This window comes from Allobosea sp. 10L422 (genome assembly GCF_056395345.1).
Window position 1 is genome coordinate 19,041 of the sequence record NZ_JBFTJI010000005.1, and the last position, 16,540, is coordinate 35,580.

Genomic DNA, 16,540 nt, shown 5'->3' on the forward strand with positions numbered 1-16,540 from the left:
ACCTCGCCATGGCCGCCAAGACCGAACCTCTCGTCCATATGGGCACCATCACCGGCGGGGAGGCGCGTGAGCTGCTCAAGTCCAACCCAGTGATCCTGCTGCCGATGGGCAGCCATGAGGACCAGGGGCCCCACGCCCCGATGGGCGACTATTTGCTCGCCGAGAAGATTGCGGAGCTCGCCGCGCTCCAGGCGAGCAAGGCCGGTGTCCGGACGCTTGTCGCGCCGGTGCTGCCCTATGGCGGCGCCGACTGGTTCGGGCCGATGATCGGCGGCATTGCGATCTCGCAGGCGACGCTGACGGCGGTGATCGCCGAGATGGTCGACTCGCTGCATCGCAACGGCCTGACCCGGATCATCGTCATCAACGGCCATGGCGGCAATGTCGGGCCGATCTCGGAGGTTGCGCGCGAACTCTACCAGCGCGAGCGCATCGTGCTGCCGAGCCTCTATCTCTGGCGGATCGCCTACGGCCTCCTGCCGGGCATCGTCGGCGCCGAGATGTCGGCCAAGGTCTCCGGCCACGGCGCAGATCCGCTGACCAGCCTCGGCCTGCATCTCTTCCCGGAACTGATGCGTCCTGACTTCGTGCCGGCCGGCAAGCCGCTGAAGCGCGATCCCGTGCTCGATCTGCCCTTCACCGGGCTCGGCACCGCCAGCTTTGAAGGGGCCGAGGTCGGCGTGCCGCACGAATACGACGAGGTCTATCATGACGGTGTCGGCAAGGGCGATCCGAAGCTGTGCTCGCCCGAGACCGGAGCCAAGCTGGCCGAAAAGCTGAGCGAGATCGTCTCCCGCTTCGTCGCTCATTTCGCCGCCAAGGTTCCGGCCTGAGCTGCGACACGCCCACCACCGCAGCACGCTGCTCCGGCGCCCGGCCGAAGCAGCGCTTCAGCAGGAGGTTTTGATGATCACCCGCCGTCTCGTCGTCCAGTCCGGTCTCGCCACCATCGCCGCGCCTGCCATCCTGAGGGCGCAGACGCTCTCGGGGCAGATCACGTTGATGTCCTATTCCGGCATCTTTCAGGACAATTACACAAAGGCGGTGATCGAGCCGTTCCTGCAGACGCATCCCGGCGTCAAGGTGAACTACGTGCCCGGCGGCACCTCGGCCCAGATGGTCGGCAGCGTGCGGGCGCAGAAGGCCGACCCGCAGACCGACGTCGCGATCATGGACGTCACCACCTCCAGCATCGGCAATATCGAAGGGCTGTTCGAGAAGCTGACGCCCGCCGAGTTCCCGGTGCTGAACGAGCTGTTGCCGGAGGCGCGCGCCGCTGGAGGCGAGTACGGTCCTGCCGTGACTTTCGACCATCTCGTGATCGTTCAGGATGCGGCGCTCAAGCCGCAGCTCGCCAAGCTCGCCGATCTCTGGCGGCCCGATCTCAAGGGGCAGATCGCGCTCGCCGCGCCGCCGAACATCCAGGGTCTCGCGCTGACGGCAATGGTCGAGAAGATGGAAGGCGGCGACTACCGCAAATCCATCGATGCCGCGATGAAGAAGCTCAAGGAACTCGCGCCCGGCGTGACCACCTTCGAGCCCAACCCCGACGGCTATTCGCTGATCCTCAACGGCGTGGCGAAGGTGGCGACAGGATGGAACGCCCGCGCTCAGCTCTATTCCGACCAGACCGGCGGCAAGATCAACGCCTTGCTCCCGCCGGAAGGCTCGGTCTTCCAGGTCAACACGATCAACCTGACTGCGGGCTCGAAGAACAGGGCGGCAGCCGCCGCCTTCGTGGCGCATGCATTGTCGCAAGCCGCGCAGAAGGCGTTCACCGAGCGGATGTTCTATGCGCCGGTCAACGGCAAGGCCGAGATCGATCCCAAGGCGTTGGCCCGCACGGCCGCCTCGCCGGAAAATCGCGCCCGGATGATCGGCGTCGACTGGAACGAGATCCTGAAGCTGCGCGACCAGTGGAACAATCGCTGGCGGCGCGAGGTCATCGCGGCGGCGCGCTGAACGGTTTGCGATGAGCTACCTCGAACTCTCCAGCCTGCAGAAGCGCTACGGCAACGCCGTGGCCGTGGACGATGTATCGCTGTCCATGGAGCGGGGTGAATCCGTCGCGCTGCTCGGCCCCTCCGGCTGCGGCAAGACGACGACGCTGCGCATGCTGGCCGGTCTCGTCGCGCCCGATCGGGGCGCGATCTCTCTCGATGGCACCGAGATCACGCGATTGCCGCCGCACCGGCGCAACATGGGTTACGTCTTCCAGTCCTATGCGCTGTTTCCGCATCTGTCGGTGGCCCGCAACATCGCCTTCGGGCTGGAGGAACGGGGCGTAGCCAAGCGGGAGATCACCAATCGCATCGAGGAGGCGCTGGCGCTCGTCAGACTGGCCGGGCTCGGCCTGCGCCGCCCCAAGGAGCTTTCGGGCGGCCAGCAGCAGCGTGTCGCGCTGGCGCGGGCGCTTGTGATCCAGCCTTCCCTCCTCTTGCTCGACGAATCCCTCTCCAATCTCGATGCCAAGCTGCGCGATGCGATGCGGCACGAGATCCGCTCGATCCAGCGCTCGCTCGGCATTACCACGCTGTTCGTCACGCATGATCAGGTCGAGGCGCTAACGATGTGCGACCGCATCGCCGTGATGCATCGCGGCCGGATCGCGCAGATCGGCAGCGCCGAGGACATCTACGAGCGACCTGCGACCCGCTTCGTCGCGGAATTCGTCGGGCGGGCGAACGTGCTGCCGCTGGCGCGCGATGGGCAGGGCCGGGCGACCGTGTGGGGGCAATCCCTGCCCGTGGACGCTGCCGCGGATTCCGATCTCTTCGTCAGGCCGCAGCGCATGCGGATCGTGCCGGTTTCCGAACCGGCCGGCGGCGATACGGCGCGCCTGACCGGCCGGGTGCTGCGCAGCGTCTATGTCGGCGACCATGTCGAGGTACTGGTCGAGGACGGCGGCCATGGACAGCTCACCGTCGAGATGCCGTCCGGAATTGCGGTTCCCGCAGAGGGCGCCGAGGTGGCGGTCGTCTGGCCGCGCAGCGAGAGCCGCATCTTCGCACGCGAGGCGTCATGACCGCCTCGCAACGCCTGCCGCTTCTCCTGATCCCGGCGGCGCTGTTCCTGCTCGTCATCTATGCCTGGCCATCGCTCGGGCTGTTCCGCAACGCCTTCAACGAGGTCGGGCCGACCGGCGCGATGGTGGAGGCCTGGTCGCTGGAGACCTGGCGCGCCACGCTGCATGACGGCTTCACCTTCGAACTGACGCTGAATTCGCTCTGGCTATCGACGCTTTCGACGCTGATCGCGTTGTGCCTCGCCTATCCCGTTTCGCTCTTCCTGTTCAGGACGGACACTCGCTTTCGCGGCCTGCTGGCGGTGGTCGCGATCATGCCGATGCTGGTTTCGGGCGTGGTGCGCGTCTTCGGCTGGCTCGCCATTCTCGGCGATCGCGGGCTCGTCAACACGACCCTGCAGTCTCTTGGCCTGATCTCAGCGCCGCTGAAGCTCGTCTTTAACTGGACCGGCGTCACCATCGGCCTCGCCGAAAGCATCATGCCCTATATGATTCTGGCGCTGCTTGCCGGCTTCGGCCGCCTCGACCGCACGCTTGAGGAAGCCGCGCGCTCGCTCGGCGCCTCGCCGTTCCGGACCTTCTGGCGCGTCACCTTGCCACTCAGCCTGCCGGCCATCGCGCTCGCGGCGGGCTTGGGCTTCGTGCTGTCGATGTCGGCCTATATCACGCCCAAGCTCCTCGGTGGCGGGCGCGTCTTCGTGCTGGCGACCGAGATCTTTGAGCAGGCGACGACCAACACCAACTGGCCGGTCGCGGCAGTGCTGGCGATATACACACTCGTGCTGCTGCTCGCCCTGCTCGTGGTCTCCAACCTGGTGGCGGGGAGGCTGCAGCGATGACCGGGGCAGGGCGCGTTCTCTCCGGCTTTGCGGCGCTGGTCTATGTGCTGATCCTGTCGCCGATCGTCGTGGTGGTAATGTTGTCCTTCTCGGCGGACAACTTCATCCTGTTCCCGCCCTCCGGCTATTCGCTGCGCTGGTTTCGGCAGCTCGCCGGCAACGGGCCGTTGCTTGCGGCGCTCTGGCTCAGCGTGCGGATCGCCGCGGTGGTGTCCTTGCTCTCGCTCGCGATCGGTGTGCCGGCGGCGCTCGCCCTCGCGAAAGGGCGCTTTGCCGGAAAGGATGCGCTGAACGGCTTTTTCCTGGCGCCGCTCTTGCTGCCGACGCTGATCACGGGTCTGGCACTCCTGCTGTTCTTCTCGCCTCTCAAACTGACGGCGACGCTGCCAGGCCTCGTGCTCGGTCACATGACGGTGACGGTGCCTTTCGTCATTCGGATGATGACGACGGCGCTCGCGAACCTGCCGGATGATATCGAGGCGGCTGCGGCGACGCTTGGAGCTTCGCCCTGGCGCGTCGTTCGCCGGGTGACGCTGCCGCTGGCAACGCCCGGCCTCATCGCCTGCGCTTGCCTGTCCTTCCTGCTGTCCTTCGACGAGACCGTGATCTCGCTTTTCATCGCCGGGCCGCGCGCCTCGACGCTACCGGTCGAGATGGTCCGCTATGTCGAAGGCCGCACAGATCCGCTCATCGCGGCGCTGTCCGTTGTTCTGATCGTTGCCACGCTCGCCGTCGTCCTCGTGGTCGAGCGCCTCGTCGGCGTCGCCCGTGCCGTAGGGAAATAGGAGACTCTCATGCCCGATTACCGCATCGAAGCCATGCCCGAGCAGTTGCCGGCCGCGCTGGTCGAGAAGCTGCAGAAGGTCGAGACCGCGACCATCGGCCATTCCCAGCACTGGGGCTTTATGGATCGTGGCATCCAGCCGCTGTTGCGCGGCAAGCGCATCGCCGCAGCGGCCGTGACGCTGGCGATCCCCGGGCAGGATTCGACCCTGCTGCATCACACGCTCGGTCTGCTTCGCCCTGGCGATATCCTGGTTGTCGATCGGCTCGGCGACGACAAGCATGCCTGCTGGGGCGGCGGCGTCACCGTCGCGGCCAAGGCTGCCGGCGCGGTCGGCGGCATCGTCGATGGTCCCTGCACCGATCTCGCCGAGATTGAGGATTCCGATTTCCCGATGTGGTGCCGCGGCATGTCGCCGATCACCACGCGGCTCTACAATCTCGGCGGCACGCTCAACCTGCCGATCTCCTGCGGCAATGTCTCGGTCAAGGCCGGCGACGTCATCCTTGCCGACGAATCCGGCGTGCTGGTGCTGCCGCGGGCCGAGGCGGAGGCGATTGCCGACGCCGCCATCGCCCGGCAGGAGCGCGGTGAACGCAACCAGGAGCGCGTGAAGGCCGGCGAGAAGCTCGGAGACATCTCCGGCGCGACCAAGATGGTCCTCGATGCGCTGGCACAGAAGGGCTGATGTCCGGCGCGGAAGCGCGCCGATATCTGCCTTCGTGCTCCACCTCCGCCGTTCCGGGGTAGGGCCAGCGATTGGGGCCCTGAACTCGCCGACCGCATCTCCGTGCATTCCTGACTTGAGTATTCGACTGGACCTTTCCATGCCCGAGACCATCGTCCTCCTCGACATGACCAGCCCCGAGCGGGCCGACCGGCTTCGCGCGCTGCTGCCTGATGGCTTCGTGCTGACGCATGGGACCGCGCGCGGCGAAGAGCACATGAAGGAAATCATCGCCGAGGCCGACTACGCGATCTCCGGGCAGGTCGGCGTCTCCGCCGATGTGCTGCGTGCGGCGAAGAAGCTGAAGCTGCTGCACAAATGGGGCGTCGGCTACGACAACATCGACATCGCCGCAGCCAAGGAGCTCGGCATCAGGGTCGCGCGTACGACCGGCTCCAACGCGGTGCCCGTCGCCGAATTCGCGCTCGGCCTCACGCTCTCGGCACTGCGCTTCATCGCCTATGGCAATGCCGAGCTGAAGCAGGGGCATTGGGCCACCGGCAAGCTGCCGGGCGACACCTTCATGCTGTCGGGCAAGACGGTCGGCATCATCGGCTTCGGCGCGATCGGCCAGAGCCTGGCGAAGCTGCTCAAGGGCTTTGGCTGCACCATCCTCTACAGCAAGCGCCAGCCGCTCGATGCCGCCGAAGAAGCAGCGCTGGGCGTAAAGCATGCGTCGCTGCCGGAGATACTGGCGCAGGCGGACGTCGTCTCGCTGCATTGCCCGCTGACGCCGGAGACGACCAATCTGATCGATGCGGCGGCGCTGCGGGCGATGAAGCGGACGGCGGTGCTGATCAATGTCGCGCGCGGCGGCGTCGTCAACGAGGCCGATCTGGTCGCGGCGCTGAAGGCGAAGGAGATCGCCGGCGCGGCCATGGATGTGTTCTCGGTCGAGCCGCTGCCGGCCGATAGCGAATTGCTGACGCTCGACAATCTCGTGGTGACGCCGCATCTCGCCGCGATGGCCGCCGATAATTTCGAGCCGACGGTCAAGCGCATGTTCGACAACATGGCACGCGTCTCCCGCGGCGAACCCGTGCCGGAGCGCGATCTGGTGGTGTGAAGCCGGCCGCTATCTGTTCGTCGAACGACCTGTCGTTCGTCCAGCAATGACGGCGGCAGGAAGGTTGCCGCCCCGGATTGGGGCGCACCTTGCCCCTGATGTGCGGGATGTGAACGCCCGCTTGCTGGCCGTGACCCAATGTCCAGTGATGGCGCGTGCTTCGCATCCTCGGGCCCGCTTCGTCATGCTCCTTGGCCACGCTAGCCAGCCGTTTGTGGCAGCGGAGCCTAGCGAAGCCCGAGGTCACGCTGCACCACGAGCAGACCTCGGCTTTTCGCCAGGAAGCGGAGGTTCCGGCGGTGAGGTTGTCCCCCGCACCGGCTCACCGTGGCTAGTCGTTGACGATCGCTCGCAGGAAGCGGCGGGTGCGTTCCTGGCTCGGATTGGCGAAGAAGCTGCGGGCCGGCGCCTCCTCGACGATCTCGCCGGCGTCGAGCAGCATGGCGCGGCTGGCGACGCTCTTGGCGAAGCCGATCTCGTGCGTGACCACGACCATGGTCATGCCGTGATCATGATGGACCTGGCGGATCACCTGCAGCACCTCCTCGCGCATCTCCGGGTCGAGCGCCGAGGTCGGTTCGTCGAACAGCATCAGCGTCGGCTTCATTGCCAGCGCACGAGCGATCGCGACGCGCTGGCGCTGGCCGCCGGAAAGCTGGAACGGGTAGGAGGCGGCCTTGTCGGCCATCCCCACGCGCTCGAGGAGCCGGCGGCCCTCGTCACTGGCGTCACGTGCCGATCGGCCCAGGATCTTCATCGGCGCGATCGTGATGTTCTGCAGCGCCGTCATATGCGGGAACAGGTTGAAATTCTGGAAGACGAAGCCGGTCGACAGCCGAATCTTCTGGAGCTCGTCGGACGATGCGGTCGCGACGTTGCGGCCGCTGACCGTGATGGTGCCGGCATTGATCGTCTCCAGCCCGTTGATGCAGCGCAGCAGCGTGCTCTTGCCACAACCGCTCGGCCCGCACAGAACCAGCACCTCGCCCTCGGCGACATCGAGCGAGATCCCGTTGAGGACCTTCACCTCGCCATAGGATTTATGGACGTCCTGGATGCGAATGAAGTCACGCGCGGCAGGCATGGCGGTGGCCGCCCTCAGATCGGTTGCCATTTCTGCAGCCTTTCGATCATGCGCATCAGGATGGTGTAGCCCCAGATCAGCGCGACATAGAGCAGCGCCGCGCCGGTGTAGAATTCGAGTGGGCGGAAGAATTGAACCGTCAGTTCCTGCGCGCGGAACATCACCTCGGGCACCGCGATCAGCACGGTCACGGTCACGTTCTTGATCACGGTGATGTGGACGTTGGTCAGCGATGGCAAGGTGGCGAAGAAGGCCTGCGGCAGGGTGATGTAGCGCATCACCTTCCAGCGGGAGAAGCCGAGCGACTGCGCCGCCTGCACCTGCGTCTGCGGGATCGCCTCGAGCCCGCCGCGGAAGGCCTCGCAGGCCAGGGCGGCTCCGTTCAGCGAGAGCGCGATGATCGAGCTCATCGTCGGCGAGAGCGAGGCGCCGGTCAGGATCGGCAGCACGTAGTGGATCCAGATCAGCAGCACCACCACGGGCAATGTGCGGAACAGGTCGACGAAGACGATCGAGACACCGCGCACCGCTCTGCTGCGCGACATGCTCATCGCAGCCAAGGCGATGCCGAGCACGGTCGAAAACAGGATGGCCGGAAAGCTCGTCCACCAGGCATGCCAGAGGCCCCAGGCGAGATACGGCCCATAGTCGGTGAGAACACCGAATTGGAAGGTATAGTTCATGTGCGGACCTGAACGCGCGATGCAGACGAAATGAGAGCGCGATGCGCGGCGGAGCGGCCGCGCATCGCCGGGCCGCCTTGGCTCAGCGCGGCCCGGTGGCAAGCTCGGGCGGCAGGTTCCACTTCTCGGCGAGGCTGCGGTACCAGCCGCGCAACTGCATCGCCCGGACATAGGTGTTGAGGAACACCACGAGGTCGAGGTCGGCGTAGCGAACCGCGTGGTTCATGCTCGTCCATTCGGTCTTGTCGGCCGCAAACCTGACGTTGCGCAGCTCGGTCGGGCGCTCCTCGGCCCGCAGCGCATTCGAGACGGAATCGCCGATATAGGCGGTCGAACGTCCCTGCATGACCTCGAGAACCGCGGCAGCCGTATCGGAGAGCGGGGTCACCTTGGCGTTCTTGAAGCTTCGCTGCGCGAATTGCTGTGCCGCGGTTCCGCTGACCACCGAGACGGTGTTGCCCGGCTTGTCGAGGTCCTCGAAGCGCTGAATGGGGCTGTCGGCGCGCACCATCGCGGTCGAGGACAGGTAGCCGATCGGGTCGGTGAAGGCGACGGCGGTGGCGCGCTCGGGAGTGGCGCCCAGCCCGCTCATCACTACGTCCCATTGCCCGGCCTGGAGCCCGGCGACCAGCCCGCTCCACGTGGTGTTGACGAGCTGGACCTTGATCCCGGTCATCTGCTCGAAGTTGCGAATATCGTCGGCGATGAAGCCCTCGTATTCGTTGGTTTTCGGATTGAGCAGGACGAAGCGGTTCCAGGGCGCGACGCCCACGACCATCTTCTTATCCTTCATGATCCGGTCGAGCGTCGGTCCCGCCTCGGCGGTGGAAGCCGCCAGGCTCGCGACCGCCGCAAGGGCGACTGCCATCGTCATGGCTGCGATGCGTTTCAACATGCTGTTCCCCTCCCTGATTGGGGCTGTCTCTCCGGCAGCCCCTTCGATCGTTGGTGAGCGCGGTGTCAGTGAACGGCGTCCTCGGCGAGGATGGTCTCGAAGCCGACGATCGGCGCGGTGGCGTCCGGGTCGATCACGACATCGAGGATGTAAGGACCCTTCGCCGCTTGCCCGCGCGCCAGCCCGGCGGAGATTCCGGCCGGATCGGTGATGCGCTCGCCCTGGCATTTCAGCGCGCGGCCGAGTTCGCCGAAATCGATGTCGAGAAAGTCGCATTCGAGATAGCGACCCATGACCTTCTGCTCCCAGTGCCGCTGGAAGCCGAGTGTGCCGTTGTTGAAGACGACGACTACGACCTCGACGCCGTAGCGCGCGGCAGTCTCAAGCTCGTTGAAGACGTAGCCGAAGGCGCCGTCGCCGGTGACGCAGACGACCTTGAGCGAGGGATCGCCCATCTTGGCGCCGATCGCCGCCGGCAGGCTCCAGCCGATGCCGCCGGTGCCGCGTGGCGACAGGATGAAGCGGCCGGCGCGGGGCACGTCGATATGGCTCATCGCCCAGCCGGTGACATAGCTCGCATCGGTGACGACCAGGGTCTTCTCATCCGCTCGGGTCGAGATTTCGGCCAGCAGCCTCTCGGGCCGGATCGGAATCTGGTCGGATACGGCGACGGGGCGGAACTCGTCGCGCCAGTCGCGCGTCAGGGCATGGAGACGCGCGCGGTTGGCCGCGTCGGTTCGTGCCAGGCCCTGCTCGGCACAATGGGCCAGGAGGTCACGGAGCGTGTCGCGCACGTCGCCGACCATGGCGACATCGGTGGCGAAGTTGCGGCCGATCTCGGCCGGGTCGATGTCGAGATGGATCAGCTTGGTGCCCGGCTTCGGCAGCGACCAGTCGCTGTAGCAGATCTGCCCGGTGCGCGAGCCCAGCACGAAGACGACATCCGCCTCGGCGAACAGCGTGTTCGAGATGCGGCCGCGGCCATAGCGCCCTCCGGTGGTCGAACCGAGCGGGCCTGCTGCCAGGGGGTGGGAATCCGGGATGGCGCCGCGACCGGTCATCGTGGTCGCGACGGGCATGTCGAACAGCTCCGCCAGGATGCGGATTTCCTCTTCGGCGCCGGAGATGATCGAGCCGCCGCCGGCGATCAGCAGCGGCCGGCGGGCTGCCGCCAGCAACCGGGCGGCGCCGGCGATCGACTCCCGGCTCGCCCGCACGCGATTGGCCGGGAAATGGGCATAGGTCGGATCCGCCCAGGTCTCGGCCTCGGCTTCGGCCGCCATCACATCGCCCGGGCAGAGAAGCACGACCGGGCCGGGCCGCCCCGTCGTCGCGATCCGGAAAGCCTTCCGCACTGCATCGCCGGCCTGCTCCGCCATGTCGATGCGGATGACCTCCTTGACGTAAGGATTGAGTGCCGTGGCGTGGTCGAGCGCGCTGCTGGCATGCTTGTTCTTCAGCCGCAGCGCGTGGTCCTGCACCAGCGCGATTACCGGCACGGAGGAACGCTGTGCCTCCAGCAGGCCAGTGATCAGATTGGTCGCGCCCGGCCCGAAGGTCGCCGCGCAGACGCCGGGTCGGCCGGTCACCTGAGCATAGCCATGAGCCATGATGGCAGCGTGCTTCTCGTCGCGCACCGTCACGATGCGGGTGAACGACCGATCGACCGCGTGGAAGACATGGATCGGGTCCTCCATCCCGAACAAGCACTTCACGCCGTGGCTCTTCAGGGTCGCGTAGAGCAGCGCGCCGCCGGTTCCTCGCATCGTCTTCTCCCGTTGACGTTTTCGTTGTGTTGCGTATTATGCAACGTGTTGTTTATTTATGGTGGCGGCGCTTTGCCGCCGCGTCAAGCCGCAATGTGAGGTCAGGTGAAATCGATCGAGAAGGCCGTCAGCGCGTTGCAGCTCATGGTTGAATCAGGTGGCGAGCTGCGGGTCGGCGACGTCAGTCGTCATCTCAAGGTCAACCGCAGCACGGCCTCGCGCCTGCTGGCTTCCCTGGCAGGCGGCGGCTTGATCGAGCAGGACGCTCTAACCCAGCGCTACGGCGCAGGAATTCTCGCTGTGCAGCTCGCTGCCGGCTTCCATCGCAAGTTCGACATCGTCGAGCAGGCGCAGAAGGAGATGGAGGCGCTCGCCCGCGAGACGCAGCACACGGTCTGGTTGGGGGTGCTCTCCGGAGCCGAGGTCGTCGTGCTCAAGACGGTGCGCGGTTCGCAGCCGATTCAGTTCGCCGTCGAGCCTGGACACCGGCTGCCGGCACATGCCGCGGCAATGGGTAAGGCGCTGCTCTCGCTCAAGCCCGATGCAGAGATTCGCGGCTTGTTCGAAGACTCCCTGGCTGCGACCACCAGGCAGACGCTCCACTCGGTCGACGAATTGCTCCGTGAGCTGGCCCTGACGCGGCTGCGTGGCTACGCCATCTCCGATCAGGAACTCTTCGACGGCGTCAAGGCGATCTCGATCGCTCTCACGGAGAAGCACAAGGGCACGTCGATCGCCGTCAGCGTCTCCTATCCGCTCTTCGCCCTGTCTGAGGGCAACGATCAGACGATCATCGATGCGCTGCTTGCGTTTGGCCGCCATTTCGGCGCCCGCATTGGTGATGCCCGGTGGACACGCTGAGTTACCGATCCGCGAGAAACCTCACAGTTTGAAACGCTGATATCGAGGCATTGGCTGGAGAAGGCCACGTGCGACGGTGGCCATCTGCTCGGCGCCTCGGGCTTCTGGCGCGCGACGGCCGGAAAGGCGCTATCGAGCCCGCAAGGCGTGACGAGCGCCATCATGTGTCCTTCCTCGCCGCCGGCATTCTGGAGCCGGGCGGATGTCGCGCCGGTAGCGGTCCAGCCCTCGGGCGCCCTCCAACCGAACGGCGACGATGCGACCGGCTCTCCGCCCGTGGGGCTGCCGAAGCCATGGTCGATTGCGGACGCGCGTCTGCGCCTAGCGTTGAAGCAGCTCGGCCAGCTTCCGGACTTGTTCGAATATCAGATCGAGTTCGGCGTCGCTCACGGTCATGGGCAAGGAAAACCCTATGCTGGAGTCGCCCTTGGAGGTGGTCGAGAGACCGGCTTCCATGCAGGCCCGCACGAGGTCGGCCGCAAAGCCGGGGCCCGGTCCCAGGCCGCACATCTCAGGGTCGAATTCGAGCGCAAGCAGCAGGCCGGCGCCCCGAACCCCGCGGATGGCCGGCCACGCGCGGGCGAGTTCGGCGACCCGCGATCTGATCCGCTGCTCCAGCAGAGCGGCCCGCTCGACCAGCTGATCGCGTTCGATGATCTCGATCGCCGTCAGGGCGGCGAGCGTCGTCAGCGGATTCTTCTCATGAGTGTAGTGGCCGAGGTCGAGCTCCGGAGCGATATCGAGCCTTGCATCCGCGATCACGGCGGCGATCGGCAGCACGCCGCCACCGAGCGCCTTGCCGAGCACGACCGCGTCGGGCACGGCGCCGACATGCTCGAAGGCGAAGAAGCGGCCGGTCTTGCCGAGCCCCGAGGGGATCTCGTCGAAGATCAGAAGGGTGCCGTGCCGGTCACAAAGATCGCGAACCTCGGCCCAGAGCCCATCCGGGGGCATGTGGCAGTTCGAGCGGATCGGCTCAGCCACGACCGCGGCGATGCCTGTCTCCGACTGCGCGAAGGCGGCGCGCATCTCCGCGAGCATGCGCTGGGCTCCGTCGGGCGCCCAGTAAGGCGTCACATGCCGGCGCCCCGGCAGAAATGGGCCGAGACGCGGATCGGGCGCGGCCTTGGACAGGCCGAAGCTGCCGAAGCCGTGGCCGTGATACGAGCCTTCGAGCGAGATCGTTTCATGGCGGGCGGTCGCGACGCGGGCCAATTTCAAGGCGATCTCGATCGCGTCCGAGCCGCCGGTGGCGAAGAGGACTTTGGCGGGCGCTCCGGGCCAGCGCGCGAGCAGCTTCTCGGCGAGCGCAACGGCAGGTTCATTGGTGTAGCGCCGCGGCGAGAAAGGCAGTGTGTCGAGCTGGCGCTTCAACGCAGCGATGATGTGCGGATGGCGATGCCCGAGATGATGGACGGTATTGCCATGCAGGTCGATGAAGCGCCGTCCGTCGACGTCCTCCAGCCAGATGCCCTGGGCGGCCCGCAGAGCCGAAAGACAAGAGCTCGATCCCTCCTGATGAAAGAAAGCGGCAGCATCGCGCGAGACGAGATCGGGGGGCATCGGCATCTACCGGGAGATCGCTGAAGGGAGGCCGGGCAGAGCCGAAGGCGGGCGGCGGTGCCTTGCGGTCTCCCGATGGCGCTCGATCAGCCGCGCCAGAGCGATGGCCGTGAGCGCGAAGGCGAGCAGGACGAGGCTCTTGGCGGCGGCATAGCCGTATTCGCCGGAATTGGCGTGGTTGAAGATCGCGACCGAGGCGAGCTTGTGGTTGCCCGAGACCAGGAAGATCACCGAGGAGAGGGTCGTCAGTGCGTCGATGAAGACATAGAGGGTCCCGAGCAGCAGGGCCGGCAGAAGGATCGGCAGGGTTACGCTCACGAAGCGCGAGATGAGCCCGGCGCCGAGGCTCTCGGCGGCCTCGTCGATCGAGCGGTCGACGCGCTGAAGCGCGGCGCGCGCGGCGAGCACGCCGACGAAGATGTTCGAAAACAGGATGTTGACGACCAGGATCGCCGAAGTGCCGGTCAACGACAGGGCGGGAATGCCGAAGGGGAGGTTGAAGGCGACGATGTAGCCGATGCCGAAGATGATGCCGGGCAGTATCGCCGGCACCAGCACCAGAAAGACGATGAGATTGGCGCCGGGCGGCCGCAGGCGCTCGACGACATAGGCAATCACCACGGCAAAAAGCCCGCCGATCGGGCCGGCGACGATGCCGATGCGCAGGCTCTCCCAGACGAGCCCGAGGCCGCGGTCCGAGCTGCCATAGCCGGCGCCGGCGAGGCCGATATTGACACCCTCGGCCGTGAAATAGCCGAGTGTCAGGCTCCAATCCGTGCCCCAGACTCGGGTCACCGCGCCGAGCGCCATGGTGCCGTAAACTGCGAAGATCAGGACCGCGACGGTTCCCGCAATGGCCGTCAGGCCGATACGCCAGGAGCGTGGCGCCGAGAGCTCCGAGCGCGCCGCGACGCTTGCGCTCGTGTAGCCCTTGCGCCGCCCCAGCAGTTCGAGGCCGAGATAGAGAACAAGCGAGGGAATGATGAGCCAGACGCAGAGCGCCGCCGCCAGCGGCGTGTTCCGATAGGCGGTGATCTCGTCGTAGATGATGCCGGCGAGCACGGGCGTATCGCGGCCGAGGATCAGCGGGTTGCCGAAATCGGTGAGGCTCATGATGAAGACCAGCACGATCGCGCGCTTGGTCGCGGGCCAGGCGAGCGGCAGCGTGACGTGCCGGAAGGTGGTGAAGTGGTCCGCGCCGAGACTGGCGGCGGCGTCGTCGACCCGGCCGTCCTGCCGCCGCAGGATGTTGTCGAAGATGATCAGCGTCGCCGGCATGAAGGGCAGCATCTGCGCCAGCACGACGCCGAGCAGGCCGTAGAGATTGGTCTCGTCGGCGTCGATCAGGCCCAGGCCTCGGTCGAACAGCGTATGCGTCACCAGCCCGCGCCGGCCGAAGAGCATCACCGTGGCGGTCGCGATCAGCACCGGCGGGGCGACCAGCGGCATCAGAAAGACGCCTCTCATCGTTGCCGGCCAAGGCACGCCGCCGCAATTGATGCCATAGGCGAGCGCGAAGGCGAGGGGCACCGTGAACATCACCGACAAGGCGGCGAGTGACAGGCTGTTGAGCGCGGCGTTGCGCAGATAGGAATCCTGGAAGAGCTTGAGATAGTGGTCGAAACCCCGGCGCGCCTCGCTCCCGTTGCGCAACGTGTCGAAGCCTTGCTGATCGATCAGGTCCCTGACCTTGAAGGCGAGCGCGGTCCGCTTGTGCAGCATCACATGAGCGAGCGTCACGATCTGCGTCACCTGCTCGCGGTCTTGCGGTGGCAGGGCTGAGAGTGCGGTCTCCATGGCCCGCGCCTGATCCGAATAGGGCGCCTTGCGGTCCCATGACGGCGGGGGCCCGACGAGCTGGAAAGCCGCGGCGGTCGCCTCGACACGCTCGGCCTCCGTCGCGGTCTCGCCCCAGCGCTGGATCAGGGCAGCGCTCTCCTGCTCCGGCAGCCGGCTCAGCGCGTCGACCGTGACGGCCTTGAGCCGCACAGGGGACATCGGGCCGGAGATCACGAAGCTCTCGACCAGGACGGCGCCGACCGGCACGCCGATGAAGACGATCAGCAGCAGCGCGACGACGCCGCTGATGAGCGCGCGCGGCATTTGGCGCAGCAGTCGCATCACGCGCAGGTCCGGGCAGGAATCAGCGCCGCGCGTTGCGGGTCCGGCAGGAGCGCGACGGGCGCGCCGCGCGGACCGAAAGACTCGGCCTGGTGCGATGGGCAATCCGCGATGACCGTGCGCCCGGATTCGAGCGTCACGGTGAGGCGGACGACCGCCCCGAGAAAGGCCGCGCCTACGACCCGCCCGGCAAGCCCCTCTCCCGCGCCGGAAACCACGATGTGCTCCGGCCGATAGACGGCCGTCACGCGCTCTCCCGGCCTTACATGCGCCGGGAGCGCGATCGGCCAGAACTCGCCATCGGCATCGATGCCGCCGCGCGCCGCATGGCCCTCGACCAGATTGGAGATGCCGACGAATTGCGCGACGAAGGCGGAGCAGGGCCGGTGGTAGATCTCGGTCGGCGCGCCGATCTGCGCGATGCGGCCGTTGCGCATGACGGCGACCCGGTCGGAGAGGGCGAGCGCCTCCTCCTGATCATGCGTCACATAGAGCGTGGTGATGCCGAGCCTGTCGATGATCATGCGCAGCTCGTTGCGCAGCTTCACGCGGATGCGCGCATCCAGCGCCGACATCGGCTCGTCGAGCAGCAGCACCTCGGGATCGGAGGCGAGAGCGCGCGCCAGAGCGACGCGCTGCTGCTGGCCGCCGGACAACTGGTGCGGATAATGTCCGAGCAGCCGCTCCAGCTCGACCAGGCGCGCGAGTTCGCAAACCCGATGCTCGCGCTCGGCCCGGCTGCGAGAAGCGATCGTGAGCGCGAAGCCGATATTCTCCGCGACCGTTTTCGTCGGAAACAATGCGTAGGACTGGAACACGAAGCCCATGCGTCGGCGCGCCGGCGCCAGCTCTGTTACATCCTGCCCGGAACGGGTGACCTGCCCGCCATCCGGTCGGACGAAGCCGGCGATGATCCTGAGCAGGGTCGTCTTGCCGCAGCCGGAATCGCCGAGCAGCGTGACGAACTCGCCCTTGGCCAGAGCAAGCGTGACGCCGTCGACGGCGAGCATCGGGCCGCCATAGGATTTGACGATGTCGCGGACGGCCAGATGCGGCCGCCCCGTCGTCAGGGTCGGCCGCTCGGTGGCAGCGGGCGGAGCCGTCAGTTCGATCACCGCTGCGGATC

15 protein-coding genes are annotated in these 16,540 nt (G+C 66.7%); 8 read left to right on the top strand and 7 right to left on the bottom strand.

Translation table 11 applies throughout. The features are described from left to right. Positions 1-8 precede the first annotated feature (8 nt). From AC1DEZ_RS11930 to AC1DEZ_RS11960, 7 genes are all read left to right on the top strand, one after another. Positions 9-833 carry a creatininase family protein gene (locus AC1DEZ_RS11930; protein WP_476779729.1) on the top strand — a complete coding sequence of 275 codons (825 nt, stop codon included), beginning with the start codon at positions 9-11 and terminating at the stop codon, positions 831-833. A 73-nt stretch (positions 834-906) separates the two neighbouring features. Then, positions 907-1,962 carry an extracellular solute-binding protein gene (locus tag AC1DEZ_RS11935; RefSeq protein ID WP_476779730.1) on the top strand — a complete coding sequence of 352 codons (1,056 nt, stop codon included), beginning with the start codon at positions 907-909 and terminating at the stop codon, positions 1,960-1,962. 10 nt (positions 1,963-1,972) lie between these two features. Beyond that, on the top strand, positions 1,973-3,025 hold the full coding sequence (locus AC1DEZ_RS11940; protein WP_476779731.1) for an ABC transporter ATP-binding protein: 1,053 nt from the start codon (positions 1,973-1,975) through the stop codon (positions 3,023-3,025). Beyond that, entirely contained in the window at positions 3,022-3,864 is an 843-nt protein-coding gene (locus AC1DEZ_RS11945) for an ABC transporter permease (protein ID WP_476779732.1), read from the top strand. The genes AC1DEZ_RS11940 and AC1DEZ_RS11945 overlap by 4 nt, the downstream gene beginning before the upstream one ends. After that, complete coding sequence (locus AC1DEZ_RS11950; RefSeq protein ID WP_476779733.1) at positions 3,861-4,649, top strand: ABC transporter permease; 789 nt, start codon at positions 3,861-3,863, stop codon at positions 4,647-4,649. The genes AC1DEZ_RS11945 and AC1DEZ_RS11950 overlap by 4 nt, the downstream gene beginning before the upstream one ends. A 9-nt stretch (positions 4,650-4,658) precedes the next feature. Beyond that, on the top strand, positions 4,659-5,336 hold the full coding sequence (locus AC1DEZ_RS11955) for an RraA family protein (RefSeq protein ID WP_476779734.1): 678 nt from the start codon (positions 4,659-4,661) through the stop codon (positions 5,334-5,336). Between the two features lie 139 nt (positions 5,337-5,475). Continuing rightward, entirely contained in the window at positions 5,476-6,441 is a 966-nt protein-coding gene (locus AC1DEZ_RS11960) for a 2-hydroxyacid dehydrogenase (RefSeq protein ID WP_476779735.1), read from the top strand. Positions 6,442-6,772: 331 nt separating this feature from the next. Here AC1DEZ_RS11960 and AC1DEZ_RS11965 read toward each other — a convergent pair whose 3' ends face one another. From AC1DEZ_RS11965 to AC1DEZ_RS11980, 4 genes are all read right to left on the bottom strand, one after another. Next, on the bottom strand, positions 6,773-7,555 hold the full coding sequence (locus AC1DEZ_RS11965; RefSeq protein WP_441509550.1) for an amino acid ABC transporter ATP-binding protein: 783 nt from the start codon (positions 7,553-7,555) through the stop codon (positions 6,773-6,775). Continuing rightward, a complete protein-coding gene (locus AC1DEZ_RS11970) occupies positions 7,540-8,208 on the bottom strand; it encodes an amino acid ABC transporter permease (protein ID WP_441509549.1) in 669 nt (222 codons plus the stop codon). Before AC1DEZ_RS11970 ends, AC1DEZ_RS11965 begins: the two co-directional genes overlap by 16 nt. Before the next feature lie 82 nt (positions 8,209-8,290). Continuing rightward, a complete protein-coding gene (locus tag AC1DEZ_RS11975) occupies positions 8,291-9,103 on the bottom strand; it encodes a transporter substrate-binding domain-containing protein (RefSeq protein ID WP_441509548.1) in 813 nt (270 codons plus the stop codon). Positions 9,104-9,168: 65 nt separating this feature from the next. Then, on the bottom strand, positions 9,169-10,869 hold the full coding sequence (locus AC1DEZ_RS11980) for a thiamine pyrophosphate-binding protein (protein ID WP_476779736.1): 1,701 nt from the start codon (positions 10,867-10,869) through the stop codon (positions 9,169-9,171). A gap of 105 nt (positions 10,870-10,974) precedes the next feature. On the opposite strand from AC1DEZ_RS11980, the gene AC1DEZ_RS11985 reads away from it, so the two are divergent. After that, the gene (locus AC1DEZ_RS11985) at positions 10,975-11,730 is read left to right on the top strand and encodes an IclR family transcriptional regulator (RefSeq protein ID WP_441509546.1); all 756 of its coding nucleotides are present in this window, start codon (positions 10,975-10,977) and stop codon (positions 11,728-11,730) included. Between the two features lie 321 nt (positions 11,731-12,051). Here AC1DEZ_RS11985 and AC1DEZ_RS11990 read toward each other — a convergent pair whose 3' ends face one another. From AC1DEZ_RS11990 to AC1DEZ_RS12000, 3 genes are read right to left on the bottom strand one after another with little or no spacing between them, the layout of a single operon-like run. Then, positions 12,052-13,299 (bottom strand): aminotransferase class III-fold pyridoxal phosphate-dependent enzyme, encoded by a 1,248-nt coding sequence (locus AC1DEZ_RS11990; RefSeq protein ID WP_476779737.1) that lies wholly within the window; start codon positions 13,297-13,299, stop codon positions 12,052-12,054. Then, complete coding sequence (locus AC1DEZ_RS11995; protein WP_476779738.1) at positions 13,300-15,414, bottom strand: ABC transporter permease; 2,115 nt, start codon at positions 15,412-15,414, stop codon at positions 13,300-13,302. It lies immediately after the preceding gene. After that, complete coding sequence (locus tag AC1DEZ_RS12000; RefSeq protein WP_476779739.1) at positions 15,414-16,529, bottom strand: ABC transporter ATP-binding protein; 1,116 nt, start codon at positions 16,527-16,529, stop codon at positions 15,414-15,416. Before AC1DEZ_RS12000 ends, AC1DEZ_RS11995 begins: the two co-directional genes overlap by 1 nt. Positions 16,530-16,540: the final 11 nt, after the last annotated feature.

Bases quoted from the DNA above. Each gene is read 5' to 3' on its own strand.
- AC1DEZ_RS11930 (WP_476779729.1), top strand. From the start codon at position 9: ATGGCCGCCAAGACCGAACCTCTCGTCCATATGGGCACCATCACCGGC.
- AC1DEZ_RS11935 (WP_476779730.1), top strand. From the start codon at position 907: ATGATCACCCGCCGTCTCGTCGTCCAGTCCGGTCTCGCCACCATCGCC.
- AC1DEZ_RS11940 (WP_476779731.1), top strand. From the start codon at position 1,973: ATGAGCTACCTCGAACTCTCCAGCCTGCAGAAGCGCTACGGCAACGCC.
- AC1DEZ_RS11945 (WP_476779732.1), top strand. From the start codon at position 3,022: ATGACCGCCTCGCAACGCCTGCCGCTTCTCCTGATCCCGGCGGCGCTG.
- AC1DEZ_RS11950 (WP_476779733.1), top strand. From the start codon at position 3,861: ATGACCGGGGCAGGGCGCGTTCTCTCCGGCTTTGCGGCGCTGGTCTAT.
- AC1DEZ_RS11955 (WP_476779734.1), top strand. From the start codon at position 4,659: ATGCCCGATTACCGCATCGAAGCCATGCCCGAGCAGTTGCCGGCCGCG.
- AC1DEZ_RS11960 (WP_476779735.1), top strand. From the start codon at position 5,476: ATGCCCGAGACCATCGTCCTCCTCGACATGACCAGCCCCGAGCGGGCC.
- AC1DEZ_RS11965 (WP_441509550.1), bottom strand. From the start codon at position 7,555: ATGGCAACCGATCTGAGGGCGGCCACCGCCATGCCTGCCGCGCGTGAC.
- AC1DEZ_RS11970 (WP_441509549.1), bottom strand. From the start codon at position 8,208: ATGAACTATACCTTCCAATTCGGTGTTCTCACCGACTATGGGCCGTAT.
- AC1DEZ_RS11975 (WP_441509548.1), bottom strand. From the start codon at position 9,103: ATGTTGAAACGCATCGCAGCCATGACGATGGCAGTCGCCCTTGCGGCG.
- AC1DEZ_RS11980 (WP_476779736.1), bottom strand. From the start codon at position 10,869: ATGCGAGGAACCGGCGGCGCGCTGCTCTACGCGACCCTGAAGAGCCAC.
- AC1DEZ_RS11990 (WP_476779737.1), bottom strand. From the start codon at position 13,299: ATGCCGATGCCCCCCGATCTCGTCTCGCGCGATGCTGCCGCTTTCTTT.
- AC1DEZ_RS11995 (WP_476779738.1), bottom strand. From the start codon at position 15,414: ATGCGACTGCTGCGCCAAATGCCGCGCGCGCTCATCAGCGGCGTCGTC.